Origin of the sequence: Avibacterium sp. 21-594 (assembly GCF_026226815.1) — a bacterium.
GTDB classification, from domain to species: Bacteria; Pseudomonadota; Gammaproteobacteria; order Enterobacterales; family Pasteurellaceae; genus Avibacterium; species Avibacterium avium.
On sequence record NZ_JAKKOC010000001.1, the window covers coordinates 2264759 to 2290369 of the forward strand.

Consider the following 25611-nt stretch of genomic DNA (forward strand, 5'->3'; position numbering starts at 1 on the left):
AAATTTATTAGCAGAATTATTACAATCAAATTTTAATTTAGTTTAGTTAGAAACAGAGAAAAACCAATGACACAAAAATTTGAAATGGCAGATCGTTTTGATCCTTCTGCCGTAGAACAAGCACTTTATAAACACTGGGAAGAAGCGGGCTATTTTAAGCCGAATGAAAACCCGAATGCGCCGAGTTATTGTATTGCGATTCCACCGCCGAATGTAACAGGCTCGTTGCATATGGGACACGCTTTCCAGCAAACCTTAATGGATACCCTGATCCGTTTCCACCGTATGGAGGGGGATAACACCCTTTGGCAGGCGGGGACAGACCACGCGGGGATCGCCACACAAATGGTGGTGGAGCGTAAAATTGCAGCGGAAGAGGGCAAAACTCGCCACGATTACGGCCGTGAAGCTTTTATCGAAAAAATCTGGGATTGGAAAGCCTATTCAGGTGGCACAATCAGCCAGCAAATGCGTCGTTTGGGTAATTCGATTGACTGGGAGCGTGAGCGTTTCACGATGGACGATGGGCTTTCTGATGCGGTGAAAGAAGTGTTTGTACGCCTGCACGAGCAAGGCTTGATTTATCGCGGTAAACGCCTAGTGAACTGGGATCCAAAATTGCACACTGCAATTTCCGATCTTGAAGTAGAAAATAAAGAGAGCAAAGGCTCGCTTTGGCATTTCCGCTACCCATTAGCCAATGGCGAAAAAACGGCAGACGGCAAAGATTATTTAGTGGTTGCCACTACTCGTCCTGAAACAATGTTGGGCGATACCGCGGTGGCAGTTCACCCAGAAGATGAGCGCTATCAATCTCTTATCGGAAAAACCGTGATTTTACCGTTAGCCAACCGTGAAATTCCGATTATTGCTGATGATTATGTGGATCGTGAATTTGGTACTGGTGTGGTAAAAATCACTCCAGCACACGATTTTAACGACTACGAAGTGGGTAGACGTCATCAATTACCAATGGTAAATGTAATGACGTTAAATGCGGATATTCGTGATGAACCTGAAATCATCGGTGTGGACAACAAACCCTTAGCGGATTATGTGGCGGAAATTCCAGAAAAATATCGTGGAATGGAGCGTTTTGCCGCACGTAAACAAATCGTGGCGGATTTCGATGCCTTAGGCTTATTGGAAGAAATCAAACCGCACGATCTCAAAGTGCCTTATGGCGATCGTGGTGGCGTGCCGATTGAGCCAATGCTTACGGATCAATGGTATGTGAGCGTAAAACCGTTGGCCGAAGTGGCGACCAAAGCGGTGGAAGATGGCGAAATTCAATTCGTACCAAAACAATATGAAAACCTCTATTTCTCTTGGATGCGTGATATTCAAGACTGGTGTATTTCTCGCCAACTTTGGTGGGGACACCGGATTCCAGCTTGGTATGACGCAGAGGGCAACATTTATGTGGCTCGCAGTGAAGAAGAAGTGCGGTCAAAATATCACTTAAATTCTGATGTGAAACTCAAACAAGATGAAGATGTGCTAGACACTTGGTTCTCATCGGCGTTATGGACATTCTCTACCCTTGGCTGGCCGCAGCAAACAAAAGAACTGAAAATGTTCCACCCAACAGATGTGTTAATCACCGGATTTGACATCATTTTCTTCTGGGTGGCACGAATGATTATGTTTACGATGCACTTCATCAAAGATGAAAATGGTAAACCGCAAGTTCCATTCAAAACAGTCTATGTAACAGGACTGATTCGTGATGAACAAGGGCAAAAAATGTCAAAATCAAAAGGGAATGTCCTTGATCCGATCGATATGATTGACGGTATTAGCCTTGAAGATTTACTCGAGAAACGTACGGGCAATATGATGCAACCGCAATTAGCGGAAAAAATTGCGAAAGCGACCCGCAAAGAGTTCGCTAATGGCATCGCTGCACACGGTACAGATGCATTGCGTTTTACCTTGGCCGCCCTTGCAAGTAATGGGCGTGATATTAACTGGGATATGAAACGCTTAGAGGGATATCGTAATTTCTGTAATAAACTGTGGAATGCAAGCCGTTTCGTGCTGACCAATGATAAATTGGATCTATCAGAGGGCGAAGTGGAGTATAGCCTAGCGGATCGCTGGATCAATTCAGAGTTTAATCGTGCGGTGGAAGCGGTGCGTTCTGCGTTCGCACAATATCGTTTTGACTTGGCGGCGAATGCTATTTACGAGTTCACTTGGGATCAGTTCTGCGACTGGTATTTGGAGCTGACTAAGCCAGTATTTGCACAAGGTAGTGCTGCACAAAAACGTGGTGCAAGCCGCACTTTAGTGCGTGTATTGGAAAGATTATTGTGTTTAGCGCACCCAATTATTCCTTTTATCACCGAAGAAATTTGGCAAAAAGTGAAAGGTTTTGCGGGCGTAAGTGGCGACACAATTATGCTACAACCTTATCCACAGTATGAAGCAAGCCAAATTGATGAGCAAGCAGAGCTACAAATGAGTTGGTTGAAAGAGATCATCGTCGCAGTGCGTAATATCCGTGCGGAATGCAATATTGCGCCAAGTAAAGGCTTAGACGCATTATTACGTCATTTAACGCCAGAACAGCAACAAATTCTTGCCAATAACAGTGCATTATTAGCAAGTATAGCAAAACTAGATAGCGTTGAACTGTTAAAGGATGGGGGAGAAGCGCCATTCTCGGTAACCAAATTGGTTGGCAACACAGAGCTTCTTATTCCAATGGCAGGCTTTATTGACAAAGCTACCGAGTTAGCACGCTTAACTAAAGAGCTAGAAAAACTCAACGGTGAAATTGCTCGCATTGAAAACAAATTGAGCAATGAAGCCTTTGTGGCAAAAGCGCCAGAGCAAGTCATTGCGAAAGAACGTGAAAAAATGCAAGGTTATCAAGAGGCCATTGCAAAAGTTCAAGCGCAATATCAGGCGATTGAGGCACTTTAATTCATTACATCATATCCCTCTTTTTAGAGGGATATTTTTTAAATAGTATTTTCTAATTAGAAAAATATGCTTTAAAATAATTGACGATTATCTATTTTCTGTGACTGTTACGCCCTATGAAATTAAATTTCCCTACAATTCTAACCTTATTCCGTGTCATTTTAATTCCATTTTTTATTATGGCATTTTATTTACCATTCTCTTGGGCGCCTTTCTTGACAACAGCCATTTTTTTTGTCGCCGCGATTACAGATTGGTTTGATGGATATTTAGCCAGAAAATGGAATCAAAGCACACCTTTTGGGGCGTTTTTAGATCCCGTGGCTGATAAAGTTATGGTTGCGGCCGCATTGGTGTTAGTCGTGGAGTATCAACATAGTTTTTGGGTAACCTTACCTGCGATTGTGATGATCTCAAGGGAAATTATCGTTTCAGCCCTACGCGAATGGATGGCTGAAATCGGTAGCCGCAGTAAAGTGGCGGTATCTTGGCTCGGTAAAGTAAAAACCGCTTCCCAAATGCTTGCTTTAGGCGGGTTATTATGGCGTTATAATGTATTAATGGAAATTGCAGGAATCGTATTCTTATATATCGCCGCGATTTTAACCGTTTGGTCAATGCTACAATATCTCAAAGCCGCAAAAGATAATTTATTAGAAGAATAAAATTCTCAAAAATTACACCGCACTTGGGTTGAATAGATAACTAAGTGCGGTGTTTTTTTATCAATTTTTTGTGGAAGAGATAAGCTAAAAATAGTCACCAAATGGACAGTAAAAGAAAAAGTGCGGTAAAAATGAGATATAAAAAAAGCCGCTCTTGGCGACTATCTTATTGATTTATTTGAATTTTCAAATGGTGCCCGAGGGCGGACTTGAACCGCCACGACTCGAAAGTCGAGGGATTTTAAATCCCTTGTGTCTACCGATTTCACCACTCGGGCGTTGGAGCGGGAAACGAGGCTCGAACTCGCGACCCCGACCTTGGCAAGGTCGTGCTCTACCAACTGAGCTATTCCCGCAAATTTAGCTGACTATTCTGTCTCGCTAAACAACGAGATGCATTTTACGGATTTACACTGATTAGTCAAATAGAAATTTCTTACTTTGTGTTTGATTGACTAAAAAAAATTCATTTTCTATCAATTCGTTTATTTTGAAAGCAAAATTTGGAGATCTCATTTTGGTAGTAACATTATTTTTATTAATCCTTTATAAAACATAGCCGTTGATAGTTTTATTACTCGATCATCGATAGAGAATAATTGTAGGTTACTTTTTTGAGATTAATGCTTTCCAACTTGCTTTAAATTCAGCTTTGGATTTTTCATAGTCTGCTTTTTGCTCATCGGGAACAGGCACGAACCACATTAATGCCAAGAATGCAATGATAGGCACTAATACCCAAACTAGCCAATCTTCTAAATATAGTACTGGAAATAGCATTATTAACATTGCTATGAATAGAAGGTACCAAAATCGAATAGCTAAAATTATTATCGTAACAATAATAAAGCCCGTGGCTACAAGTGTGACCAATCCTAGCCCTAATGCTATTCCAATAATGGTAGGGACCACAATTAAGAAAAGTAGAAGCTCCATATCTCTTACTCACTCATTCTAATCTTTATTGTCTATGTTTGATGAACGTTCTTTCGCAAGCCTTTTTTTGATTGTTTCGGTATCATCGCCAACAAACCAAATTAATGTAAAAATTGCGGTAAAAATATAGAAAGAAATTAATAGGTTTTCCGAAATCAATCAAAGCACTAAAGTAGTTACAAAAAAATAAAGCAATAACTACTGTAGCACTAAGCATAAAAGGCAAAAGCCATACAATTAATGGCAACAAAAGAATTCCAACAGCAACGATGATAGAGATCGTAATGCTAATAAAATATAAGACGGCAATGAATGCCAGAATGATTCCGATCATATTAAAATACCTTAATCTATTTCTTTATCACCCCAAATTATATGAATTAGAGTAGGAATGATAAGGAAGGATAGCGCAGCTTGCCATAAAGAATCATTAATGAGATTGTAATAAATAAATGGAGTGGCCATAGTTAGAGGCAAGCATAGTGCATTAATTTTTTCTGCTGTATTAGTGGCGAAATCATAACTATTTTTTACGACGATAATACTAGAAAAAATAATTGCTAGGGGAATGCCTATAACAAATCCAGCTAATATAAATATAAAAAGAATGATAGTTACAAATTCAATCATATTGCCTCCCTTAGCTACATTATTTTGGTATCAAAAAAGGAGAATTGTCAATAAAAATTGGGTAGTTTAAGAAAAAACAGGAAATTTATACGATTTGTTAAATGGTGCCAGTGGCCGGACTCGAACCGGCACGCTTTTAAGGGCGGCGGATTTTGAATCCGCTACGTCTACCAATTTCGTCACACTGGCTAAGGAGTTTGAGAAAACAACCTAATGTGTTGTCGATGTGGTGAATTATACGGAGTTGATTTTTGCTTGCAAGTAAAATTTACGAATTTGATGATGAGTGAAGTAATTTTAGTCAATTTTAAAGTGCGGTAAAAATTTTGTGATTTTTCACCGCACTTGATAAGTGAAAATAAAGAAAAATACCTTTACTCGACATAAAAAAGCCTATCGTTACAGATAGGCTAATGCGTTATTTTGTCTTATTGTGTTTTTGTTGCTGAGCCATTATCCTTGATTTGAATGGCTTTATCGAACAAGTTCACACCGCCTTTTACGCCGAAATCGAGCGTAGTTACATTGTAAGCAATGCTGATATTTTCTTGTTCAAAGCGTTTTTTCAATGCCATAATGGCTTTACTTTTGGATTCTAAATAATCTTCATAAGTAACAAAATCAACCCAGAAACGAATAATAAAATCAAAGGTTGAGCTGCCAATATCAGTGAAGTAGAAGTTGATGTCATTTTTATCGATCACGAAATCCCATTCTTGCATTAAGTCAAGGGTTACTTGACGAACCTTGTCAAGGTCATCGCCATAAGAAACGCCCGTAGACAAAATTACGCGACGTTTTTTCAGCTTGGAGTAGTTAAAAAACTCATCGCTATAAATCATTTGATTTGGGATCAGCGCGGTTTCGCCTTCAATGGTCATTAATTCTACTGTTACCAAGCCGATATTCACTACTTTACCAATAGAATTATTAATATTGACCCAATCACCAATTTCAAACGGCTGTTCTGATTTAATCAATAAGCCAGAAAAGGCATTAGACGCAATATCTTTAAAGGCAAAGCCAGCGATGATGCCCACAATCCCCGCACCGGCGAGAAGATGAGTGAGAAAAGAGGCGAGATGTAGCACTTCTAAGGCAAGAATGATTCCAAAGAACCAAATAAGAATTTTTACGCCAATTTCTATTCCTTTTGCCGCTCGCGGATTTGCAGGGAAAAGGCGACGATAAATGCGTAATGCTGCCTTACTTAAGATTTTTGCTAAAAAATAGAACAGGGTAAGTAAAATAATGGCAGAGAGGATATTGGGAATAAAGCCAATTAGCCAGTCTTTCCATTGTGTAATGGTGTGAGTTACCAAGGTTAATGAATTGTTTTCTGTCATAAAATTTCCTGTCATAAATAATCAAAAGAAAAGCCATTTATAAAAAATGGCTCTTTTTTACACCGCACTTGAGTTGCTAGCGTTTGCGCGCCAGTAGCCACCAAGTGATGAGAATAAATAATCCGCTCGGCATTAATGCCCCTGCGATGGGCGGCACATTATAAACTAAACTCAGCGGGCCGAAAATCTCATTGACCACATAAAATAAAAAGCCAAAGCAAATTCCTGTGATCATTCTTGCGCCCATCGTTACGCTACGCAATGGCCCAAAGATGAAAGAGAGCGCCAGCAACATCATTACGCCTACGGAAATCGGTTGAAAGATTTTCCGCCAGTAAGTGAGTTCAAAACGCTTGGCGTCTTGCCCTGTTTCTTTCATAAAGGCAATGTAATCTGCTAGCCCTGAAATAGAAAGTGAAGTCGGACGTAAAGACACAATGCCTAATTTATCGGGCGTTAAGGTGGTTTGCCACGCTTCGTTGAGATAATTGGCTGTGGTGATTTTGTCCGCTGAAATGTGTGATTTATTCACTTGCATTAATTGCCAGTTACCGTCTTTAAATTCTGCTTGATTGGCGTGGCTGACTTGCTCTAACTGACGTTTATCATTGAAATGATAAATATAAATATCATTGAGTTTGACATTATCCGTGATACGTCTGACATAAATAAAATCATTGCCGTCTTTTGCCCACACGCCATTTTTAACGGAAAGCATTTCACCGCCTGAAATGGCTTTAGCACGCATATCACGGGCAAATTGTTCCGTTTGCGGAATGCCCCATTCGCCAATGATCATCGTCATAATCACCAAAGGAATGGCGGTTTTCATTACTGCAAAACCAATTTTTAAACGTGAAAATCCAGACGCTTGCATTACCACTAATTCGCTACGGCTGGCTAAGTTACCAAGGGCGATCAGCGCACCTAATAAAGCCGCCATCGGGAAGAAAGTTTCAACATCTTTAGGAATGGTTAAAACGGTGAAAATCCCTGCTTGCAACACATCATAAGTGCCTCGCCCCACATTGCGAAATTGTTCCACAAATTTAATGATGGCAGAAAGCCCCACCAAGGTGAGCAGAGTGGCAAAAATCGCCCCTAAAATGGATTTTCCGATGTAACGGTCTAGTGTATTCATCATTCTTGTTATTCCTTAGGCACGTTTTTTGAGAAGGTGGTAACGAATTTTATACATAAACGCACTGTTCCAGCTGTTTAACACAATACCTAATACTAAAAAGGCAACATTGACGGCCGGCATTAAGATGCTCGCATCTAATTTGCCTGCAGCACCAGCAGATTTGAACGAACTTTGTAATAAAAAATAAATTAAGTAGAGCAAAAGTGCGGGTAAAATTTTGGCAAATCTTCCTTGACGCGGATTTGCTCGGCTCAATGGCACGGCGATTAATGCCATAATTGGCACGGCGAGAATTAAGGTAATGCGCCAATGAAGTTCCGTTTTTCCCGCTGGCGTGGTGCTAGTTAGCAGTTGGTTTAACGGCAGGGTTTCCGCATCATCGCTATCATTTTCTGTGGCTTTATAACCTAAATAGGCTTGATATTGCTCAAAATCCGTAATCCGAAAATCGGGCAACATTGCGCTACCTTCAATGCGTTGGCTATGGGTAAGATTTAACACCTGATCGCCATTTGGCAAAGCGGTGAGTTCACCTGAATCCGCCACAATCACAGAAGGTTTTTCATTTTTTTTATTTTGCATTTGGAAAACATAGACGCCTTGAATGGTATTATTTTGCACTTTATCAATAAACAGCACTAAATCACTGCTGTTTGCAGAAATAAATTGACCAGCAGCTAGCGCGCCCATTGTAGGATTAGCTTTGGCGTCTTTAACAATTTGGCTTTGTTTTTGTAATGCCCAAGGGGAAAGCACTAAAGCATTATAACCCGCTAAGCCTGCGGTAGCGAAGGATAACAATAAGGCGACCTTAACCAGCAAGCGTTGCCCCACACCACAAGCACGCATTACGGTGATTTCACTTTCAGCATAAAGTCGTCCAAATGTAAGCAGAATGGCAATAAATAAGCATAATGGCAGCATCAATTGCGCCATTGTTGGCATTCCTAATCCAAGTAAGGAAAATACAAGATCGGCGGGTACTTTACCATTTGCTGCGGAACCTAACACTCGTACAAGTTGTTGGCAAAAAAAGATGAGGAGCAAAATGAAGAGGATCGCCGTTTGGCTTTTTAATACTTCTTTAGTTATATATCTGGTTAAAATCACAGCATTGCCTATATTATTTACTTGCAATTTTTATGAAAGTCATTTCAAATGGAATGGCATATAATACCGTATTTTTTAACATATAGCAGTAAAATTAGTGAGGAACAAATGAAATATACTGTAAAAAACACCGCACTTTCAGCACTAACGGGCAATGTCATTGTTGCTGTTTTTGAAGAAGGAAAACTTTCACCTTCGGCTCAAGCACTAGATCAAGTGACCAATGGCGCACTTGGTCAACTTATTGCAAGTGGTGATATTAAAGGAAAACAAGGCGAAGTGGTAACCTTGCGCAATATAAACGAACATTTAACGCGTGTTTTTGTCGTGGGTTGTGGTAAGCAAGGGGAACTCAGTGTTCGTCAATATAAACAATTAATCAAAAACACGATTCAAGCAGTAAAAGCCACCAATGCTACGCAAGTGCATAACTTTTTAACGGAAGTGCAAATCAGCGAACGTGATCTTTATTGGAATGTGCGATTTGCCGTTGAAAGCATTGAAGAAAGTCTTTATCAATTCGATCAATTCAAAAGCAAAAAATCAGACCAGCATTCAGCCTTGCAAGAAATAGTGTTTGTCGTTGAGCCAGCACAGCAAGCAGAAAAAGCGGTTCAACAAGGACAGGCTGTTGCCTTAGGCGTACGCTTAGCTAAGGATGTGGCAAATTGCCCGCCAAATGTGTGTAACCCTGCTTATCTTGCGGAACAAGCAAAAAAACTCGCCGAAAAATCACCGCACTTTAAAGTGAGCGTACTTGGTGAAAAAGAAATGACTGAGCTTGGAATGAACGCCTACCTTGCCGTTTCACAAGGTAGCCAAAATGAAGCGCAACTTTCTATTATTGAATACCGTAATCACCCAAATCCGCAAGCAAAACCTATCGTGTTAGTGGGTAAAGGCTTAACCTTTGACGCAGGCGGTATTTCCTTAAAACCAGCAGATAGTATGGACGAAATGAAATACGATATGGGCGGTGCGGCTTCGGTTTATGGTGTAATGAATGCCTTGGCAGAATTACAACTACCGCTAAATGTGATTGGCGTGCTAGCAGGTTGTGAAAACTTGCCAGACGGTAATGCCTATCGCCCGGGAGATATTTTAACCACAATGAGCGGTTTAACTGTGGAAGTGCTTAACACCGATGCAGAAGGACGTTTAGTGCTGTGCGATACGCTTACTTATGTAGAACGTTTTGAACCTGAGTTAGTGATTGATGTTGCCACGCTAACAGGGGCTTGCGTAGTGGCACTCGGACAACACAACAGCGGTTTAATGTCGCCAAATGATCGCCTTGCAGAACAGCTACTCAATGCTGCACAACAAAGCGCGGATAAAGCTTGGCGTTTACCACTAAGCGAAGAATACCAAGAACAACTTAAATCCCCATTTGCAGATCTTGCTAACATTGGCGGGCGCTGGGGCGGCGCAATTACCGCAGGCGAGTTTTTATCCAACTTTACCAAAAACTACACTTGGGCACACTTAGACATCGCTGGCACAGCCTGGCTACAAGGTGCCAACAAAGGCGCAACCGGACGCCCTGTGAATTTACTCACGCAGTTTTTGATTGAGCGGGTAGGATAATAGGCTATTCACCATTTATAAGCCCCTTGAAACGATTTGTTTGAGGGGGCTTAAGGTTTGTAATAAGGTTAATCTATAAGTTCATTTTTTCTTATGCTATTATCCTTTTGGGGGGCTTGTTTAAGAATTTGAGTAAGCAATTTCCAATAAATATTCACTGCTGGAATATGTACTTTTTCATCAGGGGAATGGGCATTACGGATCGTTGGCCCAATAGAAACAATATCAATATTTGGGTAAGCTTTTTTTATTAAACCACATTCTAACCCTGCGTGAATGACTTTAATTTCAGCTTTAAAGCCCAAAATTTCATCATAAATCTGCTTGGTTAGTGAGGTAAAAGAGGAGCTTGGGGACGGAACCCAACCAGGTGTATTACCCGAAAAAGTAATATTAGCATCTACTAATTCAGCTAATGAGAGTAGTATTGTTCTCACTGCTTGTTTACCATTCTCAATGAGTGAGCGAATTAGAATATTTAATGTAATATGATTATTGTCGGTAACCAGTACTCCTGTACTAAGAGAGGTTTCTACGACATCTTTTAATTCATCACTATAACGAATTACGCCATTAGGCAAAACATTAAGGCATTGAATTATTTTTTTTGTTGTTTTGAGATCGAAAACTTTATTATTAATACTCTGATTTTCTAAGATAAAATGGAGTTCTGGCTCGGAAAGAGATAGCTCTGCTTTTAACTGCTGGCTAATTTTCTCAAGACAAGATATCAAATTTGTCTTGTCTTCAGAGTAAAAAGAGAATGTTGCACTAGCTTCACGAGGAATTGCATTATTGACTGAACCGCCACGAATATGACTTAGTTGAAAATTAAAGTTGGTGTTGAGCTCCGCTAATAAACGGGCAAGTAACTTAATTGCATTAACTCTATTGGTGTGAATGTCTCCTCCTGAATGTCCACCTTGTAATCCTTGAATGCTAACTTTTATGCTGCAATCAAAAGGATTATTTTCAAAATAAATGGGTAATTCAAAAGTAACATCTTCGCCACCAGCACAACCAATATAGATTTCGCCATTCTCCTCAGCATCTGTATTAATCATCAGCTGAGATGTTAGCCAATTTTCACGTAATTTTAACGCACCTATCATTCCTGACTCTTCAGTCATTGTGAGTAATACTTCCAAGTCAGGATGAGAAATATCGTTAGAGTCTAATATCGCTAAGCAAGATGCAACTCCAATACCATTATCTGCTCCTAAAGTTGTTCTTTTAGCTTTAACCCATTCACCATCAATATAAGGTTGGATCGGATCTTCCTGAAAGTTATGAAAATATCCTTCTTTGGATTGAGGCACCATATCAAGATGAGCTTGAAGAGCGATGCCTTTTCGATTTTCCATACCTTTAGTAGCCGGTTTTCGAATTAAAATATTACCGATCTCATCACGTTCAACAAAAAGTTGCTTTTCTTTTGCCCACTTGACAATAAATTCTGCAATTTCATTTTCGTGAAAAGAAGGATGAGGTATAGTACAAATTTTATCAAACCATCCCCATAAAGATATTGGTTGAATATAGCTGATTTCAGACATAATGACACCATTGGATTAAGTAAATTATAAAAAATTAAATAAATATTTAGTAGAAGGGCAAATTAATTTAATCCTTCTTTGATTTTACGATTAGTCCATGGAGATAATGCAAGTAATATTATAGTGAAAATTGCTCCGACACTTGCAAAAAAGATAAAGTTATTCGCCATACTGAGTTTTACGTTCGCAAATACAATACCTGCAACCGCTTGACCAAAAGCACTTGCCATTAACCATAACGCTAAACCTTGTGACTTAAATGCTTTAGGTGAAAGCAATGTAGCGGCAGAATAACCTACTGGTGATGAGCAAAGCTCGCCAATTGTCATAATAATATAAGCTACAAATAATACCCACCAAGGTGCCAACATATTTTTTTCAGCATAGGATTGAGCTGTAAAACCTAGATAATAAAAAGCAATAACAACTAAACCTAAACCAATAGCCAATTTCATAGGTATAGATGGTTTTCCATTCAATTTTACCCATAAATAAGCAAATGCCCCAGTTAATAAAATAATCGCGAGTGGATTCACTGAGTTATACCATTCAGGACTAATTTGCATAAAACCAAGATCTAATTGAGTACCATGAACAGCAAATTCAATTAATGACGAACCACCTTGCTCAAATAGCATAGAATAAGCCGCTGTTGTCATAAAAATAGGTATTAAAGCTAATAAACGAGAGCGTTCAGCTTTTGTAACCTGGGTTGATCTAAACATCATAATGAAGTAGCCAACAGGCACAATTAAAGAGAGTAAATTTAAGGTATTTGTTATAGATGCCACTAAGGTATTATTAAAACCATAGCGGAATGTTCCCCAAAATAGAATAAGTACAATAAGTAATAATCCTATTCTTTTTAGTAACTTGGTTCTTTCTGCCGCAGTGATTGGATTCGGTACTTTATCTGATTCCTTGCTAAATCCACCTTTTCCTTTAAGATAAAAGTACAAGGCAATAGCCATACCTATTGCAGCTACAATAAATCCTGCGTGATAACCTCCCACATTACGGAAATAAGACACAACGAGTGGAGCAAGTAATGCACCGATGTTAATTCCCATATAAAATATTGAAAAGCCTGCATCACGCCGTTTGTCATTATCTTCATATAGACTGCCTACCATTGTTGCAATATTGGGTTTTAACATTCCTGTACCAATAGCGATAAGAATAATTCCAAGATAAGCAGTTTCAGAAATTGGGATTGAAAGAACTATATGCCCAGAAATAATGATAAATCCACCGTATAATGTTGCTCTCAAAGGCCCCCATAGTCTATCTGCAGCCCAACCACCAAGAATGGATAGCATAAATGCAGATGCAGAATAGGTCGCAACTATTGCTTTAGCCGATTGCATATCTAATCCCATTCCTTGATTAATAATTGAATCTGCAAGGAATAGTAATAAGATTGCTCGCATACCATAATAACTAAAACGTTCCCATAATTCGGTTTGAAATAGTGTAAATAAACCTCTAGGGTGTCCCCAAATAGAATGTGTTTTTGGATTAGACATAAAATAATTCTCCTTATATTAAGTGGAAAATATACTGCTTAAATGATTGTTATCAATCTAGCAAAAACAAATCTAAAAGGTTATTTAGATATTTGGTTTTCTTATAATGTTTTTTGGTTTTTTAGATATAGTTCACATTTTCATCGAATTAAGGTAGTAATTATTTAGGGTGTTAATTTATTTCAAGCAATAAAAAAACTGCATAGAGAACAGTGCAGTTTTTATTATTTAAATACAGGTCAGATTTAGCTTGATTTGTGTTTATGTTTCTTCCTTCTGCTCTGGCTTTAACCCCACATATCCTCTTGCTTGCAAGGTGGCTTCTTTGGATTTTCTCACCATCGTTTCAATGGTGGTGCCTTGTATAAGAATGGAGAACATTACCACGGCGTAGGTCATTACCAAAAGTAAATCACGCACGTTCATACCGATTTTCGGGATATACAGGCTGCCTACGGGAATGGAAAGCGCCATTGCGAGTGAAAGTCCGCCGCGCAAGCCGCCCCAAGTGAGAATGCGTAAGGTGTATGGATTGTAAGTGGTTTTCATACTTAAGAATTTAAACGGTGTCCACACGCTGATATAACGGCAGATTAGGCAAAGTGGAATGGCGAGTAGGCTTAAAATAATTCCTTGATAGGTGAAGTTTACCAGCAACATTGCCGCGCCGATGAGTAGGAATAATAAAGAGTTTAGGAAATGGTCGATCATCTCCCAAAAATGATCTAAATAGTGCTGGCTTTGTTTGGAGAAGCCAGTGTGTCTTGTCCAGTTGCCGATGATAATGCCCGAAACTACCATTGCCAATGCGCCTGAAACTTCGAGCAAATTAGCTACCATAAAGCCAGCGGTTGGAATGGTGAGCGTGAGCAAAATTTCTAAACTTCCGTCATCGGTAGCGGAGATCAGGAAATGCGCCACTAAGCCGAGTATCAAGCCAAACAGCAAACCGCCGCCTGCTTCCATCAAGAAAAGTTCGCTTACATCAGCCAAGGTAGGCTGTTTGCCGCCGAATGCTACGGCAAAGATAGTGGTGAAAATCACTAATCCCACACCGTCATTAAATAAGGATTCCCCTTCCACTTTCATCGAAAGTTTTTTCGGCGCTTTTAGATTTTTGATGATGGCTAACACGGCGATAGGGTCGGTAGGGGAAATCAAGGCACCGAACAGCATACAATAAATAAAATCTACTTCCCAGCCTAGGGCATAAGTTAAAAGATAAAAAGTTGAACCGATAAGGAAAGTAGAAGCGAAGGTAGAAAATAAGGCGAGAATGGTGATTTCACATTTTTGGCTTTTCATTACGGGAAGTTTTATCCCCAACGCGCCGGCAAAAAGTAGGAAACCTAAAATCCCGTTGAGCAAGAAACTTTTAAAATCAATCTGTTCCATTACGCCTTTGGCGAGTAAATCAACGTGTAATAAATTGAAATGCCCCATTATCAATAACACGAGCGAGGCTACCATTGAAGTGGCGGTAATGGCGATGGTGTATTGAATTTTGTCGTTAATTTTTTGCGTAACAAAGCCGATCAGAATGGAAATGGCTGAGAGAAAGCAAATATAGGTATAAACGTTCATTGAAATGCCTTAATCAAAATAATAAAGAATTTTGCTAAGAAATGTGGCTGGTTTTGCTCCATTTGGTGATTTAGACGGGAAAGGAACGCAAGCCAAATTAATTGGCGTAGTATAAGTAAACTGCTATTATTTAGAAAGCACAAAATTTCAAAATACATCAAAATGAGTAAACTAAAATCCTTTTTTATTGTCCTACTAGGATTAATTCTACTGGGCGTTGGCTATTTGTGGTATAGCCTAGAAATTTATCCTGTTCCAAAAATTCAATTTCGCACAGAAAGTTCATTACATTATGAGCGTAAAGCTTTAGCCAACACCGTGGCTTGTTTTTATGCACAACAATCTGTAAAACCCATTGAACAGCAGGATTTTCGCCTGTTGGTATGGAATATGCACAAAGGGCAAGATCAAGGTTGGCAACAACAATTAACGAGCTTGTCGCAAGGGCAAGATTTTCTTTTGTTACAAGAAGTGTCAAGTCAGCAAAAGTTGGCGGAACAACATTCTTCCCAAAATTTTTCCAAATTTTCCACCGCACTTTATACCAGCAGTTTTGCCTATTTGGGCAATCAATCAGGCGTCGCACTGATGAGCCGTTTTGCACCACAATATTATTGTGCAGGATCTTCCATTGAGCCTTGGATTCGTATTCCTAAAGTGGGCAATGCAATGGCGTTTCCGTTGAGCAATGGGCAATCGCTATTGACAATTAATTTGCATTTGGTGAATTTTGAGCTGAATCCAAGTCATTATCAACAGCAGTTAGAAGCGATGTTTAAGCTGATTGAACAGCATCAGGGGCCAATTATTCTGGCGGGCGATTTCAATGCGTGGAATAAAGAGCGGATAAATTTAATCAAAAAACTCACCGCACTTTATGGTTTGGCAACCCTATCATTTCAGCCTGATGATAGGCTACGTTTTTTGGATAATCCGCTTGATTGGGTATTTGTGCGCGGTTTTAGCGTGAAATCTGCGCGTACGGTGCAGACCACCAGTTCTGATCATAATCCGTTACTGGTGGAATTAACTTTGGCTACACCGCAGCGGTAATTACGATCTCCACTTTCCACTCAGGCACGGCAAGTTTGGCCTCTACGGTCGCGCGGCTTGGCGGATTGTGGCGATCAACCCACTCGTCCCAAGCGCGGTTCATCTCTGCATAATCTTGCATATCGGCCAAGAAAATTTGTGCATTTAAGATTTTGCGTTTATCTGATCCCGCTTCAGACAGTAAGTTATCAATTAAACCAAGCACTTCCTTGGTTTGCTCATACGCATTGCCTTGTGTATTTTCTGGCACTTGTCCCGCCAAATAAGCCACGCCATTATAAACGCACATTTCAGCAAGGCGTTCATTGGCGTGAAAACGTTGGATTGTTGTCATTGTTTCCCCTTCATATGAAATAAAAATAATTCGCAAGGATTATAGCGATTATGCGCAAAAATAGCTAAAATTCTTGTTAATTTTTCACCGCACTTATTCGTTATTATGAAATTGCTTATTTCCAATCAACACGGTGCTATCGTGATGGCACTGATGCCGTTTTTATACGGAATGTTGCTTTCCACACCGATCACGCAGCATTTATTTCTGTTATTGGCGTGGTTCGCCCTTTATTTGATGACTTATCCCTTTTTAAATTTATTCAAAGGCAGAAATCTTGAGCTTTATCGCAAATGGACGCTGATTTACGCTACCGCCAGCTTACTTTTCGCTTTGCCTGCCTTATGGCATAACTGGCATATTTTATATTTCTTGCTAGCAATGTTGCCTTTTGTCGCAGTGAATATTTACTATGTAAAACAAAAAGATGAGCGCGCATTGCTGAACGATTTTGCCGGCATTATCATTTTCGCCACCGCAGGAATGGCTGCGTATTATTTTGCTAATTCACAATTCGATCACAAAATCTACTGGGTTGCGCTCTACCCAAGCTTATTTTTTGTCGGCGTAACGCTGTATGTTAAATCCGTAATGCGTGAACGCAAAAATCCACGCTATCTGCACGCGTCCATCGCATTCCATTTACTCTGCATTCTCGGTTTCGCCTTATGCCAGCAATATTTATTAGCTTTCGCTTTCGTCCCCCCATTTATCCGCGCAATCTTACTCCCGAAATACAAACTTTCCGTTAAACAAGTCGGAATGGCAGAAATGGCAGTATCCTTGCTGTTTTTTGTGATGTTGGTGTGGGGGAGTTGGGCCTCTTAAGAAAGAGAAGAAATTAAAGAGCGGTGTTTTTTTTCAATTTTTTATCAATGGCATAGCAGGAATATTCCCGCTATGCCTTTATTTTTGACTGATTAACTCAACGCCGCACCACTGAGATCAATGAAGAATCCTGCGATAGTAGCGCTCATTAGGTTGGCGAGTGTGCCGGCGATGACGGCTTTTAAGCCGAGGCGTGCGATGTCGGAGCGGCGGGTTGGTGCCATACTGCCAATTCCGCCAATGAGTACGGCAATCGCGCTGAAGTTAGCGAAGCCACATAAAGCAAAAGTGATAATGGCTTTGGTTTTATCGCTAAGTTGTACAGCCGCGTCAGGTTGTAAATATTGGGCGAACTCTAAATAGCCGACAAATTCATTTACGGCTAATTTCATTCCGATCATTTGTCCTGCAATTTCAGCATCTTGCCAAGGCACGCCGATGATGAACGCGATAGGTTGGAATAAATAGCCGAGTAGGCTCTGTAAGGTGAGATCGCCATAGCCAAACCAGCCACCGATTCCGCCGATTAAGCCATTTAATAAGGCGATAGAGGCGATAAAGGCGATCAACATACCGCCCACATTGATGGCAAGCGTGACCCCTGACGCCGCACCGTTGGCGAGCGCTTCAACGATATTATTTGGTTTTTCGGTTTTGACGTTTTCTTCTAAGGTATCGCTGAATTTTTCTGTTTGTGGATACATCAATTTGGCGAACAATAAGCCTGCGGGAGCCGCCATAAATGACGCGGCGATTAAGTAGGTGAGTGGCACACCCATACCGGCATAGCCTGCTAATACAGAACCTGCGATGGAAGCCGTTCCACCTACCATTACAGTAAATAATTCAGATTCGGTCATTCGGCTAATAAAAGGCTTAACCACAAGTGGTGCTTCGGTTTGTCCAACAAAAATATTGGCAGCCGCAGACATTGATTCTGCCTTTGATGTACCTAGTGCTTTTTGCAAGCCTCCGCCGATAATTTTAATTACCCATTGCATTACGCCGATGTAATACAGCACGGAAATTAAGGCTGAGAAAAAGACGATAATTGGTAGGACTTTGAAAGCAAAAATAAAGCCTACATTGCTTGGATCGGCAAGGTTACCAAAAAGAAAGGCGATCCCTTCGTTACCATAATTTATCACTTTGCTTACGCCTTCAGCGGTGCTAAGCAGGGCATTTCTTCCCGCGGGTACATACAAAATCAGCGCAGCAAAGCCGATTTGAATGGCTAAGGCACCAAAAATAGTTCGGAAATTAATGGCTTTGCGGTTGTTGGAAAACAGCAAGCCAATGCCAAGCAGGACGAAAACCCCGACAATACTGATAATGAGATCCATAGTTACGCTCCTTGATGAATGAATTTAGGTAATTGTGGTAATTTTTTGTATTCCGCATTGTTTAGCAAATGCTGCCAGTGCCTGAGTTTCTTCCATAGTGGGAATAAAAGGGGTTAAACCCGTTTCATCTCTTGCCCCTTTGCTATGCACTCGAATAATTTTGAATAACACCTCGGGATAATCTCGTAGCAGTTGTGCCGCTTTTTCCACTAAGTGATAGGCGTCAAAAAAATCTTTGATAAAAACCAACCGCACTTCTTCAATCTTATTGTGCGGTAATAATTTAGCGAGATTCTGCCAATTTCGGGTGAGGTTTTCTGTTTTGATATGCTGCGTTGTGGGGATAATTTGAGTTGGCACTTTGCCTTGCTGATTGCGGCGTTCAAAACAGAGTGTCTGTAAGCCTAAGCCATCACCTTTGAGATCAAAGAGAAATTTATCGGTTACGGCAATTAAGGATTGCGTGCTGTCATAATCAAAAAATCCGCTGCTATCAAGATAACAAGTTAGACCCTGCTGACGAAGTGCGGTGAAAAGTGGTACTAATTTTTTATGATGAATGGTGGGTTCGCCGCCAGAAACGGTGATGCCGCGAATAAACGGCACGGCGTTCATTACCTGCTCATACAAATATTGCAAGCTGACCAATTTGGCTTCGCTATTTTTTCTTGGAATAGTTTCTGGGTTATGGCAATAAAGACAGTTTAGCTTACAACCTTGCAGAAAAATGCTGGTGCGGTTGCCTTGTCCCTCTACATTGGAAAAGGGAATAATCCGATGTAGAGGAACATAAATTTCAGAAAGCGGAGCTGGCTTAGTCATTATGAATTGGCGCTTACGTTTTCTTCATCGCGCAATTGGCGATCAAAGACATTGGCGCAATCGTCTGTGCCAGAGCCATACCAAGTGGTATCGCGTAATACCGCTTCGCCTTTGCGATAACGCTCAACCTCGCTTTTCTTCACTAAATAGCCTGTTACGCGAATGAGATCGGTATTTTTCAGGTAAGTTGTAATGTAGCGATAGCCTTGTGCAAAAGCGCCGTCAATAATATCCACTACCGCATCTAAATGATCAGTATAGGTTTGATCGAAAGCAAAGAGATCCCCTGTACCAGAAGGGAAGTATTTATGGAATGGGGCAGATTGTTTTAGATGCGCTAATAATGTCGGTTCTTCACCTACGCGAATACGGTGTGCTGGTGTATTCATCTTATCTTCTTCGTGGTTGCTCGCCCCCACTTGCGCGTGTAGTAAATAACGGTTATTGGTACGCTCCACATAAAGCCCTTTGTGCGCGTTATTGACTTCTTCCAATTTATCCATAATGAGTGTGGCGATCTCATCACCACGTTGACTTTGTCCGAAGGTTTCATTAATACCTTCTTGTTGTAAAAGATGATTTACCGCATCGGCTAATCCCACAATGGCGATCATACTGGTAAAGTTTTCACGTTTAATAAATTCTTCTTGCGCTAAGAAACTGCTTTCAAAGAAATTGCTTTCTTCGATCAAAAATTTATGCCGTTTATCCATTGTGGAAAGGGCGAGTTTTGCCACTTTAGGCAATAATTCATTCACCATTTCATCAACATTTGAGCAAGCACGTCCGATAGTACCTAATCTTAAGCGAGTGAGGGTATAAGCACCGCCACATTCGGGCAGCGCATTGTAACAACTGGCGATACCATATTGTTCTCCCAGATCTTCAATATAATAAGGATCATTGGCAAAAGACGGTTTTGACACCAATAAACAGGCTTTAGCAGCAAGTTCTGCAAATTCACGCGAGGTTTTTTGCTTATCATAGCGAATAGTCATATTTGGCGTGGTGTTTTCTAGCTCAATGACCGCCTGTAAAATTAAACGCCCAGCTTTAGTGTCATAAGGGCCAATATTGGCGTGACAGAAAGAATCTGCAATGGTTTTATCAATATGGTTTAAGAAACGTTTAATTTTGATGTAATCCTGCTTCTCGTCAGTAATGAAAGGATCGAGCAATTCATCTAAGCGTCCAATATAAACGGGATAAGTGGTAATGGACGGAACGTGGGAATAGAGAATGAGCAAGCCATCTAGCGCTTCATCAAGATCTTTTGGTGGTGGCAAGTCAAGGAATTTACAGCCTTTTTGAATATAAACATTATAGTCAGGCAAAATATAACGCGGACGATAAATGGCATAGCCTTCACATAAATCACAAATCATATGATTTTGAATGTATTCCCATTCTTCTTCGGTGTAACCTAATAAATCAATGGGGTTAAATAATCGCTCAGCAATATTGCCTAAGCTCATTAATTTTTGATGATAGGTTAGATTTTTTGCTTTAACCACATCGAGAATATCTTGTAGTGAGGCTTTCATTGTTTGCTCCTTTATTCATAAAAGATCGGTAAGAAGCCCAATCCTACCGAAGTTAGCTCGATCTTGCTGTGATTTAGATCACATTTTAGGCAAATTGAAACTATATTTATGGCCTTATTTTAAACCGCAATATACTCCAACTTCACTTCCCCTAAATAGCCTAATAATTCTTCGGCCATTTGTTTGTAGGAGAGTTTTACTGGGTGTTCTACCATCACTACGCGGGTGATGTTTTCTACTTCGTTACCGCTTAGTAGAAGATAATTGATGGCCACTTGTAGGGCGGGGAGGCTTGGGTTGAAGGCGGCGTTTTCGGCGTAGCTGCCTTGGAAAACTTGTTTATCTTGTAATTCTACCGCAACCCCACAGAAACTTTGGGTGTAAGGTGCGTGGGATTGGTTTGCGGCTTCAAGTGCGGTGTGAATTAATGGATCTTTTGTGGTTAATTGTAAACCATTGGTTTTTTCGTCAAATAAACGATAAGGAATGGCTAAATCTGCAGGGCCAAAAGCATCAGGCAAATAGCTATGTAGTAGATTGTTTTGGCTATGCGGCAGATGAATATGCAAGCTGTCTGCACTATTTAATTCGTTCATAAATTGACGACAATGGCCGCACGGGGTGTAATTCACCGTGATGTCGGTGAGCTTTTTCTCTTTGCGCATCCAAGCATGAGAAATGGCACTTTGTTCTGCGTGAATAGTTTGTTGAATATTGGTGGCGCAGAATTCTTGATTTCCGCCAAAGTAGAAATTGCCACTTTCGCCAATGGCCACCGCACCCACGTTAAATTGTGAGATGGTTGGATTGGCATAGGTTGCGCTCACGGGTAACAACAATAAAGAAAGGGTTTTAGGATCTAATTGATGTTTTTGGCATAAATGCTGTACGGCAAAGTGCGGTAGAAATCCTTGAAAATGTTGTTCGGCAAAAATATGCCAAAGATCTTGTGCCAAATTTTGATTTTCTAATTGGGCTAAGGCGTGTTGTAAACGGTGAGAAATATGTTGTTCAATACGGCTCATTTTATCCTCTCTACTCTCTATAATACGGAGATCATTTTTTTCATCATAAAGCAGAAAAAATAAAAAAGCTTGCGTTAAAGTTAAAATTTGTGAGCAATATCAAAAATTTAGCGAGAGAAAAGAGAAAAAATAGGCGAACCTGATGATTCGCCTATAAGCATATTTAGGTTTTATTGATTTGGCTCAATCACTTCAATTTCTGCGCCACTATGCAAGCCCCTTGGCAGCTGGCTGCCTTTGCGTCCACGTTCAGCACGGAAGCGTTGTAAATCTTCCGCTTTAAGGGTGATTTTGCGTTTGCCTGAATGGAATACCAAGTTCGCTTGTTCGGAAATCAACAATAAGCGAACCAATAATTCGCTGCGATCTTTCGCGTTCGCTGCGGGGATCGAAATGATTTTGTTGCCTTTTCCTTTGGATAATTCAGGCAAATCTTGCACTGGGAAAATCAACATTCTGCCCGCAGAAGTGAGTGCCACGAGCAAGTTTTTATTTTCTTGTAAACTTAATGGTGGCAAGACTTGGGCGTTTTCTGGTAGGGAAATCAAGGCCTTACCTGCTTTGTTACGCGCCACTAAATCGCTAAATTGGCAAATAAATCCATAGCCTGCGTCCGATGCCATTAATAATTTTTGCTCATCATTTTCCATTAACACTTGGGAAACCGTAGCCCCTGCTGGTAAGGAAAGTTTGCCAGTGAGTGGTTCGCCTTGTGAGCGTGCGGAAGGCAAGGATAGCGGTTCTACCGCATAGCTGCGTCCTGTGCTATCAAGGAATACCACAGGCTGATTGCTTTTTCCGCAGGCGTGCGCCAGATAGCCATCACCTGCTTTGTAGCTTAGCCCTTGCGGATCAATGTCGTGGCCTTTGGCACAACGCACCCAGCCCATTTGCGATAAAATCACGGTAACAGGTTCTGCTGGGATCATTTCGTTTTCAGCCATTGCTTTGGCTTCCGCACGCTCTACGATTGGTGAAAGGCGAGGGCTAGCAAAGGTTTTCGCATCTTGCTGAATTTCTTTTTTGATGAGCGTATTTAAACGGCGCTCAGATCCCAAAATTTGCTCTAAATTCAACCGCTCTTGTTCTAATTTATCTTGCTCCGCTTGCAGTTCGTGCTCTTCCAATTTGGCTAATTGGCGTAAGCGCAAGTTTAAAATGGCCTCGGCTTGTTCCTCACTTAAATTAAAGCGTGCCATTAATTCCTGCTTTGGTTTGTCTTCGTTACGAATAATGGCGATCACTTCATCAATATTTAGAAATGCAATCATCAAACCTTGCAAAATATGCAGTCGGTTCAGCACTTTATCTAAGCGATGTTGTAAGCGTCTGGTTACCGTGGTGCGACGGAAAGTCAGCCATTCGGTGAGAATTTGCAGCAGATTTTTTACCGCTGGCTTGTTGTCCAAGCCAATCATATTCATATTCACACGATAGCTTTTTTCTAAATCCGTGGTAGCAAATAAATGTGCCATTAGGGCATCGGTATCCACGCGGTTGGAACGTGGCACTAGCACGATACGGATTGGGTTATTGTGATCCGCTTCGTCACGAATATCTTCTACCATCGGCAGTTTTTTCGCATTCATTTGTTCCGCGATTTGGCTGATGATTTTTGATGGCGAGGCTTGGTGGGGCAGTGCGCTAATGATGATTTCGCCATCTTCTTTTTTCCATACCGCACGCATTTTGATTGAGCCACGCCCTTGCTCGTAAATTTTACGAATATCTTCTTTGCTCGAAATAATTTCTGCTTCCGTTGGATAATCAGGCCCTTGCAGCACACTCATTACATCATCTAAATTGGCTTTTGGGTTATCCAACAGCATTACCGCCGCATCGGCTACTTCATTGAGATTGTGCGGGGGAATATCTGTTGCCATTCCCACGGCAATCCCCGTTGTGCCATTAAGTAAAATATGCGGTAGGCGGGCAGGTAAATATTCTGGCTCTTCTAGTGTGCCGTCAAAATTGGGCTGAAATTCCACCGTGCCTTGCCCAAGCTCACTGAGCAAAATTTCTGAAATTTTGGCTAAACGCGATTCCGTATAACGCATTGCCGCAAAGGATTTCGGATCATCAGGCGCCCCCCAGTTTCCTTGTCCATCAATAAGCGGATAACGATAAGAGAAAGGTTGCGCCATTAGCACCATAGCTTCGTAACAAGCAGTATCTCCGTGCGGGTGGAATTTACCTAATACGTCCCCCACGGTACGCGCCGATTTTTTATATTTCGCCGTGGCATTGAGCCCTAATTCCGACATTGCATAGACGATACGGCGCTGCACGGGTTTTAATCCATCACCAATAAAGGGCAATGCACGATCCATAATCACATACATTGAATAATTCAAATAGGCACTTTCGGTGAAGTTTTGCAGTGGCATTTGCTCAATGCCTTCGTAATTAATTTCTGCCATAAATTTGTTTTTCTCTTATATTCGTTAAAATTAAAGTGCGGTGGTTTTTTACGCGATTTTTAATGTTGAAACCCTGTGGACACGTCCGCATCAGGATTGCGCTTGGTGTAAGGCTCATCTTTTAATTTTCCACTGAAAATCTGTGGATTTTCCTCCCCACTTACCATTAACACGCCTTTCGCGCCTTTTTCGGTACGGAAAATGGAATGATCCACGAAAGGATAAGGGCCGGGTACAGGAATGGTGGTTTCAGCCATCATCGCGCCGCCAGCAGGAATTAAAGTGGTTTGTACATTGTGATTTTGCAATGAACCACCTTCCACATACACTGTATCAAAAGGCTTGCCGATCAAATGGAAAGAGGACACCTTATTTGGCCCTGCATTGCCGACATAAAAACGTAATTTCTCGCCCACTTTGGCTTTTAAGGAATTATCACCGAGCATTGAGCCATAATGGCCGTTAAAGACCACATAGTCAGGCAATTCATAGCTCGCTTTTTGCATACTAAAAACTTGCAAGCCTGCTTCGCCAAATTCCCCTTGGGTATAAAATTCGTTCTGTACAATATAAAATTCTTTATCCACTGGCGGTAAGCCTTCTTTTGGCTCAACCAACATTAAACCGAACATTCCCTTGCCGATGTGAGTCGGCGCACCAGGCATTGCGGCGCAGTGATAAAGATAAAGCCCCGGTGATAGCACTTTGAACTGATAGATACTGGTATGCCCTGGTGCGGTGTTGCTCGCCAGTGCCGTGCCTTCAGGGGCGGCGGAAGAGTGGAAATCAATGCTGTGCGGCAGTTTGGAATTGATTGGGTTGGATAAATGCACTTCCACCGTATCCCCCTCGCGCACACGAATAAACGGCGCAGGGGTTGAACCGTTGTATGTCCAATATTTGAATTGCACTTTTGGCATAATTTCCATAATTTTTTCCAGCGCTTCCAGTTTTACCACTACACGAGCAGGATAATCGCGCGTAATGGGCGCTGGCACATTTGGCGCGGTGGTGAGTTCTGCTTCAATCACGGGAAGATCAGAAATTTTCACATTTTGCACCGCACTTTTATTTTCAGACAAATTGGTATTTTCAGTTACATTAGTATTTTCCGCCGTATTCGTATTTTCAACCGCGTTGGACTTGGTTGAATGTTGTTCTGTGGCGATAACATTGCCGCTTAAAAGTGCGGTGAAAATTAAGGCTAAAAAGGTCTTTTTCATTGGT

General features: G+C 41.0%; 20 protein-coding genes and 3 tRNA genes. 5 read left to right on the forward strand and 18 right to left on the reverse strand.

The annotated features are described in order from the left end of the window. Positions 1-66: 66 nt before the first annotated feature. Both L5B76_RS10910 and pgsA read left to right on the forward strand, forming a co-directional pair. Positions 67-2931: a valine--tRNA ligase gene (locus L5B76_RS10910; protein ID WP_265755439.1), complete on the forward strand. Its 2865-nt coding sequence runs from the start codon at positions 67-69 to the stop codon at positions 2929-2931. Between the two features lie 116 nt (positions 2932-3047). Next, positions 3048-3596, forward strand: coding sequence for a CDP-diacylglycerol--glycerol-3-phosphate 3-phosphatidyltransferase (gene pgsA / locus L5B76_RS10915; RefSeq protein WP_265755440.1), 549 nt, complete (start codon positions 3048-3050; stop codon positions 3594-3596). Positions 3597-3787: 191 nt separating this feature from the next. Here pgsA and L5B76_RS10920 read toward each other — a convergent pair. The 8 genes from L5B76_RS10920 to lptF form a co-directional block, all read right to left on the reverse strand. Further along, a tRNA-Leu gene (locus tag L5B76_RS10920) sits at positions 3788-3874 on the reverse strand. Between the two features lie 2 nt (positions 3875-3876). Next, positions 3877-3952, reverse strand: a tRNA-Gly gene (locus tag L5B76_RS10925). Positions 3953-4202: 250 nt separating this feature from the next. Next, the gene (locus L5B76_RS10930) at positions 4203-4376 is read right to left on the reverse strand and encodes a hypothetical protein (protein ID WP_265755441.1); all 174 of its coding nucleotides are present in this window, start codon (positions 4374-4376) and stop codon (positions 4203-4205) included. A gap of 501 nt (positions 4377-4877) precedes the next feature. Next, positions 4878-5162 (reverse strand): hypothetical protein, encoded by a 285-nt coding sequence (locus L5B76_RS10935; RefSeq protein WP_265755442.1) that lies wholly within the window; start codon positions 5160-5162, stop codon positions 4878-4880. Between the two features lie 102 nt (positions 5163-5264). Next, positions 5265-5351, reverse strand: a tRNA-Leu gene (locus tag L5B76_RS10940). Between the two features lie 239 nt (positions 5352-5590). After that, positions 5591-6508 (reverse strand): mechanosensitive ion channel family protein, encoded by a 918-nt coding sequence (locus L5B76_RS10945; protein ID WP_265755443.1) that lies wholly within the window; start codon positions 6506-6508, stop codon positions 5591-5593. A 76-nt stretch (positions 6509-6584) separates the two neighbouring features. Then, complete coding sequence (gene lptG, locus L5B76_RS10950; RefSeq protein ID WP_265755444.1) at positions 6585-7652, reverse strand: LPS export ABC transporter permease LptG; 1068 nt, start codon at positions 7650-7652, stop codon at positions 6585-6587. Positions 7653-7664: 12 nt separating this feature from the next. Next, on the reverse strand, positions 7665-8762 hold the full coding sequence (gene lptF / locus L5B76_RS10955) for an LPS export ABC transporter permease LptF (protein ID WP_265755445.1): 1098 nt from the start codon (positions 8760-8762) through the stop codon (positions 7665-7667). Between the two features lie 108 nt (positions 8763-8870). On the opposite strand from lptF, the gene L5B76_RS10960 reads away from it, so the two are divergent. Next, complete coding sequence (locus L5B76_RS10960; protein ID WP_265755446.1) at positions 8871-10349, forward strand: leucyl aminopeptidase; 1479 nt, start codon at positions 8871-8873, stop codon at positions 10347-10349. 68 nt (positions 10350-10417) lie between these two features. Here L5B76_RS10960 and L5B76_RS10965 read toward each other — a convergent pair whose 3' ends face one another. From L5B76_RS10965 to L5B76_RS10975, 3 genes are all read right to left on the reverse strand, one after another. After that, positions 10418-11905 (reverse strand): aminoacyl-histidine dipeptidase, encoded by a 1488-nt coding sequence (locus L5B76_RS10965; protein ID WP_265755447.1) that lies wholly within the window; start codon positions 11903-11905, stop codon positions 10418-10420. Positions 11906-11967: 62 nt separating this feature from the next. Next, positions 11968-13431 (reverse strand): peptide MFS transporter, encoded by a 1464-nt coding sequence (locus tag L5B76_RS10970; RefSeq protein WP_265755448.1) that lies wholly within the window; start codon positions 13429-13431, stop codon positions 11968-11970. A gap of 261 nt (positions 13432-13692) precedes the next feature. Further along, entirely contained in the window at positions 13693-15015 is a 1323-nt protein-coding gene (locus L5B76_RS10975; protein WP_265755449.1) for a cation:proton antiporter, read from the reverse strand. A 162-nt stretch (positions 15016-15177) separates the two neighbouring features. Between L5B76_RS10975 and L5B76_RS10980 the strand changes: the two genes are divergently transcribed. Continuing rightward, the gene (locus L5B76_RS10980; RefSeq protein ID WP_265755450.1) at positions 15178-16068 is read left to right on the forward strand and encodes an endonuclease/exonuclease/phosphatase family protein; all 891 of its coding nucleotides are present in this window, start codon (positions 15178-15180) and stop codon (positions 16066-16068) included. Here the strand turns inward: L5B76_RS10980 and L5B76_RS10985 are convergent. Further along, entirely contained in the window at positions 16052-16402 is a 351-nt protein-coding gene (locus tag L5B76_RS10985; RefSeq protein WP_265755451.1) for a RidA family protein, read from the reverse strand. The two genes, L5B76_RS10980 and L5B76_RS10985, sit on opposite strands and share 17 nt — an antisense overlap. 105 nt (positions 16403-16507) lie before the next feature. Between L5B76_RS10985 and L5B76_RS10990 the strand changes: the two genes are divergently transcribed. Further along, complete coding sequence (locus L5B76_RS10990; RefSeq protein ID WP_265755452.1) at positions 16508-17230, forward strand: YwiC-like family protein; 723 nt, start codon at positions 16508-16510, stop codon at positions 17228-17230. 92 nt (positions 17231-17322) lie between these two features. Here L5B76_RS10990 and L5B76_RS10995 read toward each other — a convergent pair whose 3' ends face one another. The 6 genes from L5B76_RS10995 to nirK form a co-directional block, all read right to left on the reverse strand. After that, positions 17323-18573: a NupC/NupG family nucleoside CNT transporter gene (locus L5B76_RS10995; RefSeq protein ID WP_103853004.1), complete on the reverse strand. Its 1251-nt coding sequence runs from the start codon at positions 18571-18573 to the stop codon at positions 17323-17325. A gap of 24 nt (positions 18574-18597) precedes the next feature. Further along, positions 18598-19395 carry a 4Fe-4S cluster-binding domain-containing protein gene (locus L5B76_RS11000; protein WP_265755453.1) on the reverse strand — a complete coding sequence of 266 codons (798 nt, stop codon included), beginning with the start codon at positions 19393-19395 and terminating at the stop codon, positions 18598-18600. Next, on the reverse strand, positions 19395-20939 hold the full coding sequence (locus L5B76_RS11005; RefSeq protein ID WP_265755454.1) for a YjjI family glycine radical enzyme: 1545 nt from the start codon (positions 20937-20939) through the stop codon (positions 19395-19397). The genes L5B76_RS11000 and L5B76_RS11005 overlap by 1 nt, the downstream gene beginning before the upstream one ends. Positions 20940-21058: 119 nt before the next feature. Further along, the gene (gene cdd / locus L5B76_RS11010) at positions 21059-21964 is read right to left on the reverse strand and encodes a cytidine deaminase (protein ID WP_103853001.1); all 906 of its coding nucleotides are present in this window, start codon (positions 21962-21964) and stop codon (positions 21059-21061) included. A 170-nt stretch (positions 21965-22134) separates the two neighbouring features. Then, the gene (gene parC, locus L5B76_RS11015) at positions 22135-24384 is read right to left on the reverse strand and encodes a DNA topoisomerase IV subunit A (protein WP_265755455.1); all 2250 of its coding nucleotides are present in this window, start codon (positions 24382-24384) and stop codon (positions 22135-22137) included. A 59-nt stretch (positions 24385-24443) separates the two neighbouring features. Continuing rightward, complete coding sequence (gene nirK / locus L5B76_RS11020; RefSeq protein ID WP_265755456.1) at positions 24444-25607, reverse strand: copper-containing nitrite reductase; 1164 nt, start codon at positions 25605-25607, stop codon at positions 24444-24446. Between the last annotated feature and the right edge of the window lie 4 nt (positions 25608-25611).

What these genes read in the sequence shown, in the direction of transcription:
- L5B76_RS11005 (WP_265755454.1), bottom strand. Translation starts at nt 20,939, where the DNA reads ATGAAAGCCTCACTACAAGATATTCTCGATGTGGTTAAAGCAAAAAAT.
- L5B76_RS10930 (WP_265755441.1), bottom strand. Translation starts at nt 4,376, where the DNA reads ATGCTATTTCCAGTACTATATTTAGAAGATTGGCTAGTTTGGGTATTA.
- L5B76_RS10965 (WP_265755447.1), bottom strand. Translation starts at nt 11,905, where the DNA reads ATGTCTGAAATCAGCTATATTCAACCAATATCTTTATGGGGATGGTTT.
- L5B76_RS11000 (WP_265755453.1), bottom strand. Translation starts at nt 19,395, where the DNA reads ATGACTAAGCCAGCTCCGCTTTCTGAAATTTATGTTCCTCTACATCGG.
- L5B76_RS10975 (WP_265755449.1), bottom strand. Translation starts at nt 15,015, where the DNA reads ATGAACGTTTATACCTATATTTGCTTTCTCTCAGCCATTTCCATTCTG.
- cdd (WP_103853001.1), bottom strand. Translation starts at nt 21,964, where the DNA reads ATGAGCCGTATTGAACAACATATTTCTCACCGTTTACAACACGCCTTA.
- L5B76_RS10995 (WP_103853004.1), bottom strand. Translation starts at nt 18,573, where the DNA reads ATGGATCTCATTATCAGTATTGTCGGGGTTTTCGTCCTGCTTGGCATT.
- L5B76_RS10910 (WP_265755439.1), top strand. Translation starts at nt 67, where the DNA reads ATGACACAAAAATTTGAAATGGCAGATCGTTTTGATCCTTCTGCCGTA.
- L5B76_RS10960 (WP_265755446.1), top strand. Translation starts at nt 8,871, where the DNA reads ATGAAATATACTGTAAAAAACACCGCACTTTCAGCACTAACGGGCAAT.
- L5B76_RS10990 (WP_265755452.1), top strand. Translation starts at nt 16,508, where the DNA reads ATGAAATTGCTTATTTCCAATCAACACGGTGCTATCGTGATGGCACTG.
- pgsA (WP_265755440.1), top strand. Translation starts at nt 3,048, where the DNA reads ATGAAATTAAATTTCCCTACAATTCTAACCTTATTCCGTGTCATTTTA.
- L5B76_RS10935 (WP_265755442.1), bottom strand. Translation starts at nt 5,162, where the DNA reads ATGATTGAATTTGTAACTATCATTCTTTTTATATTTATATTAGCTGGA.
- L5B76_RS10985 (WP_265755451.1), bottom strand. Translation starts at nt 16,402, where the DNA reads ATGACAACAATCCAACGTTTTCACGCCAATGAACGCCTTGCTGAAATG.
- L5B76_RS10970 (WP_265755448.1), bottom strand. Translation starts at nt 13,431, where the DNA reads ATGTCTAATCCAAAAACACATTCTATTTGGGGACACCCTAGAGGTTTA.
- L5B76_RS10980 (WP_265755450.1), top strand. Translation starts at nt 15,178, where the DNA reads ATGAGTAAACTAAAATCCTTTTTTATTGTCCTACTAGGATTAATTCTA.
- nirK (WP_265755456.1), bottom strand. Translation starts at nt 25,607, where the DNA reads ATGAAAAAGACCTTTTTAGCCTTAATTTTCACCGCACTTTTAAGCGGC.
- L5B76_RS10945 (WP_265755443.1), bottom strand. Translation starts at nt 6,508, where the DNA reads ATGACAGAAAACAATTCATTAACCTTGGTAACTCACACCATTACACAA.
- parC (WP_265755455.1), bottom strand. Translation starts at nt 24,384, where the DNA reads ATGGCAGAAATTAATTACGAAGGCATTGAGCAAATGCCACTGCAAAAC.
- lptG (WP_265755444.1), bottom strand. Translation starts at nt 7,652, where the DNA reads ATGATGAATACACTAGACCGTTACATCGGAAAATCCATTTTAGGGGCG.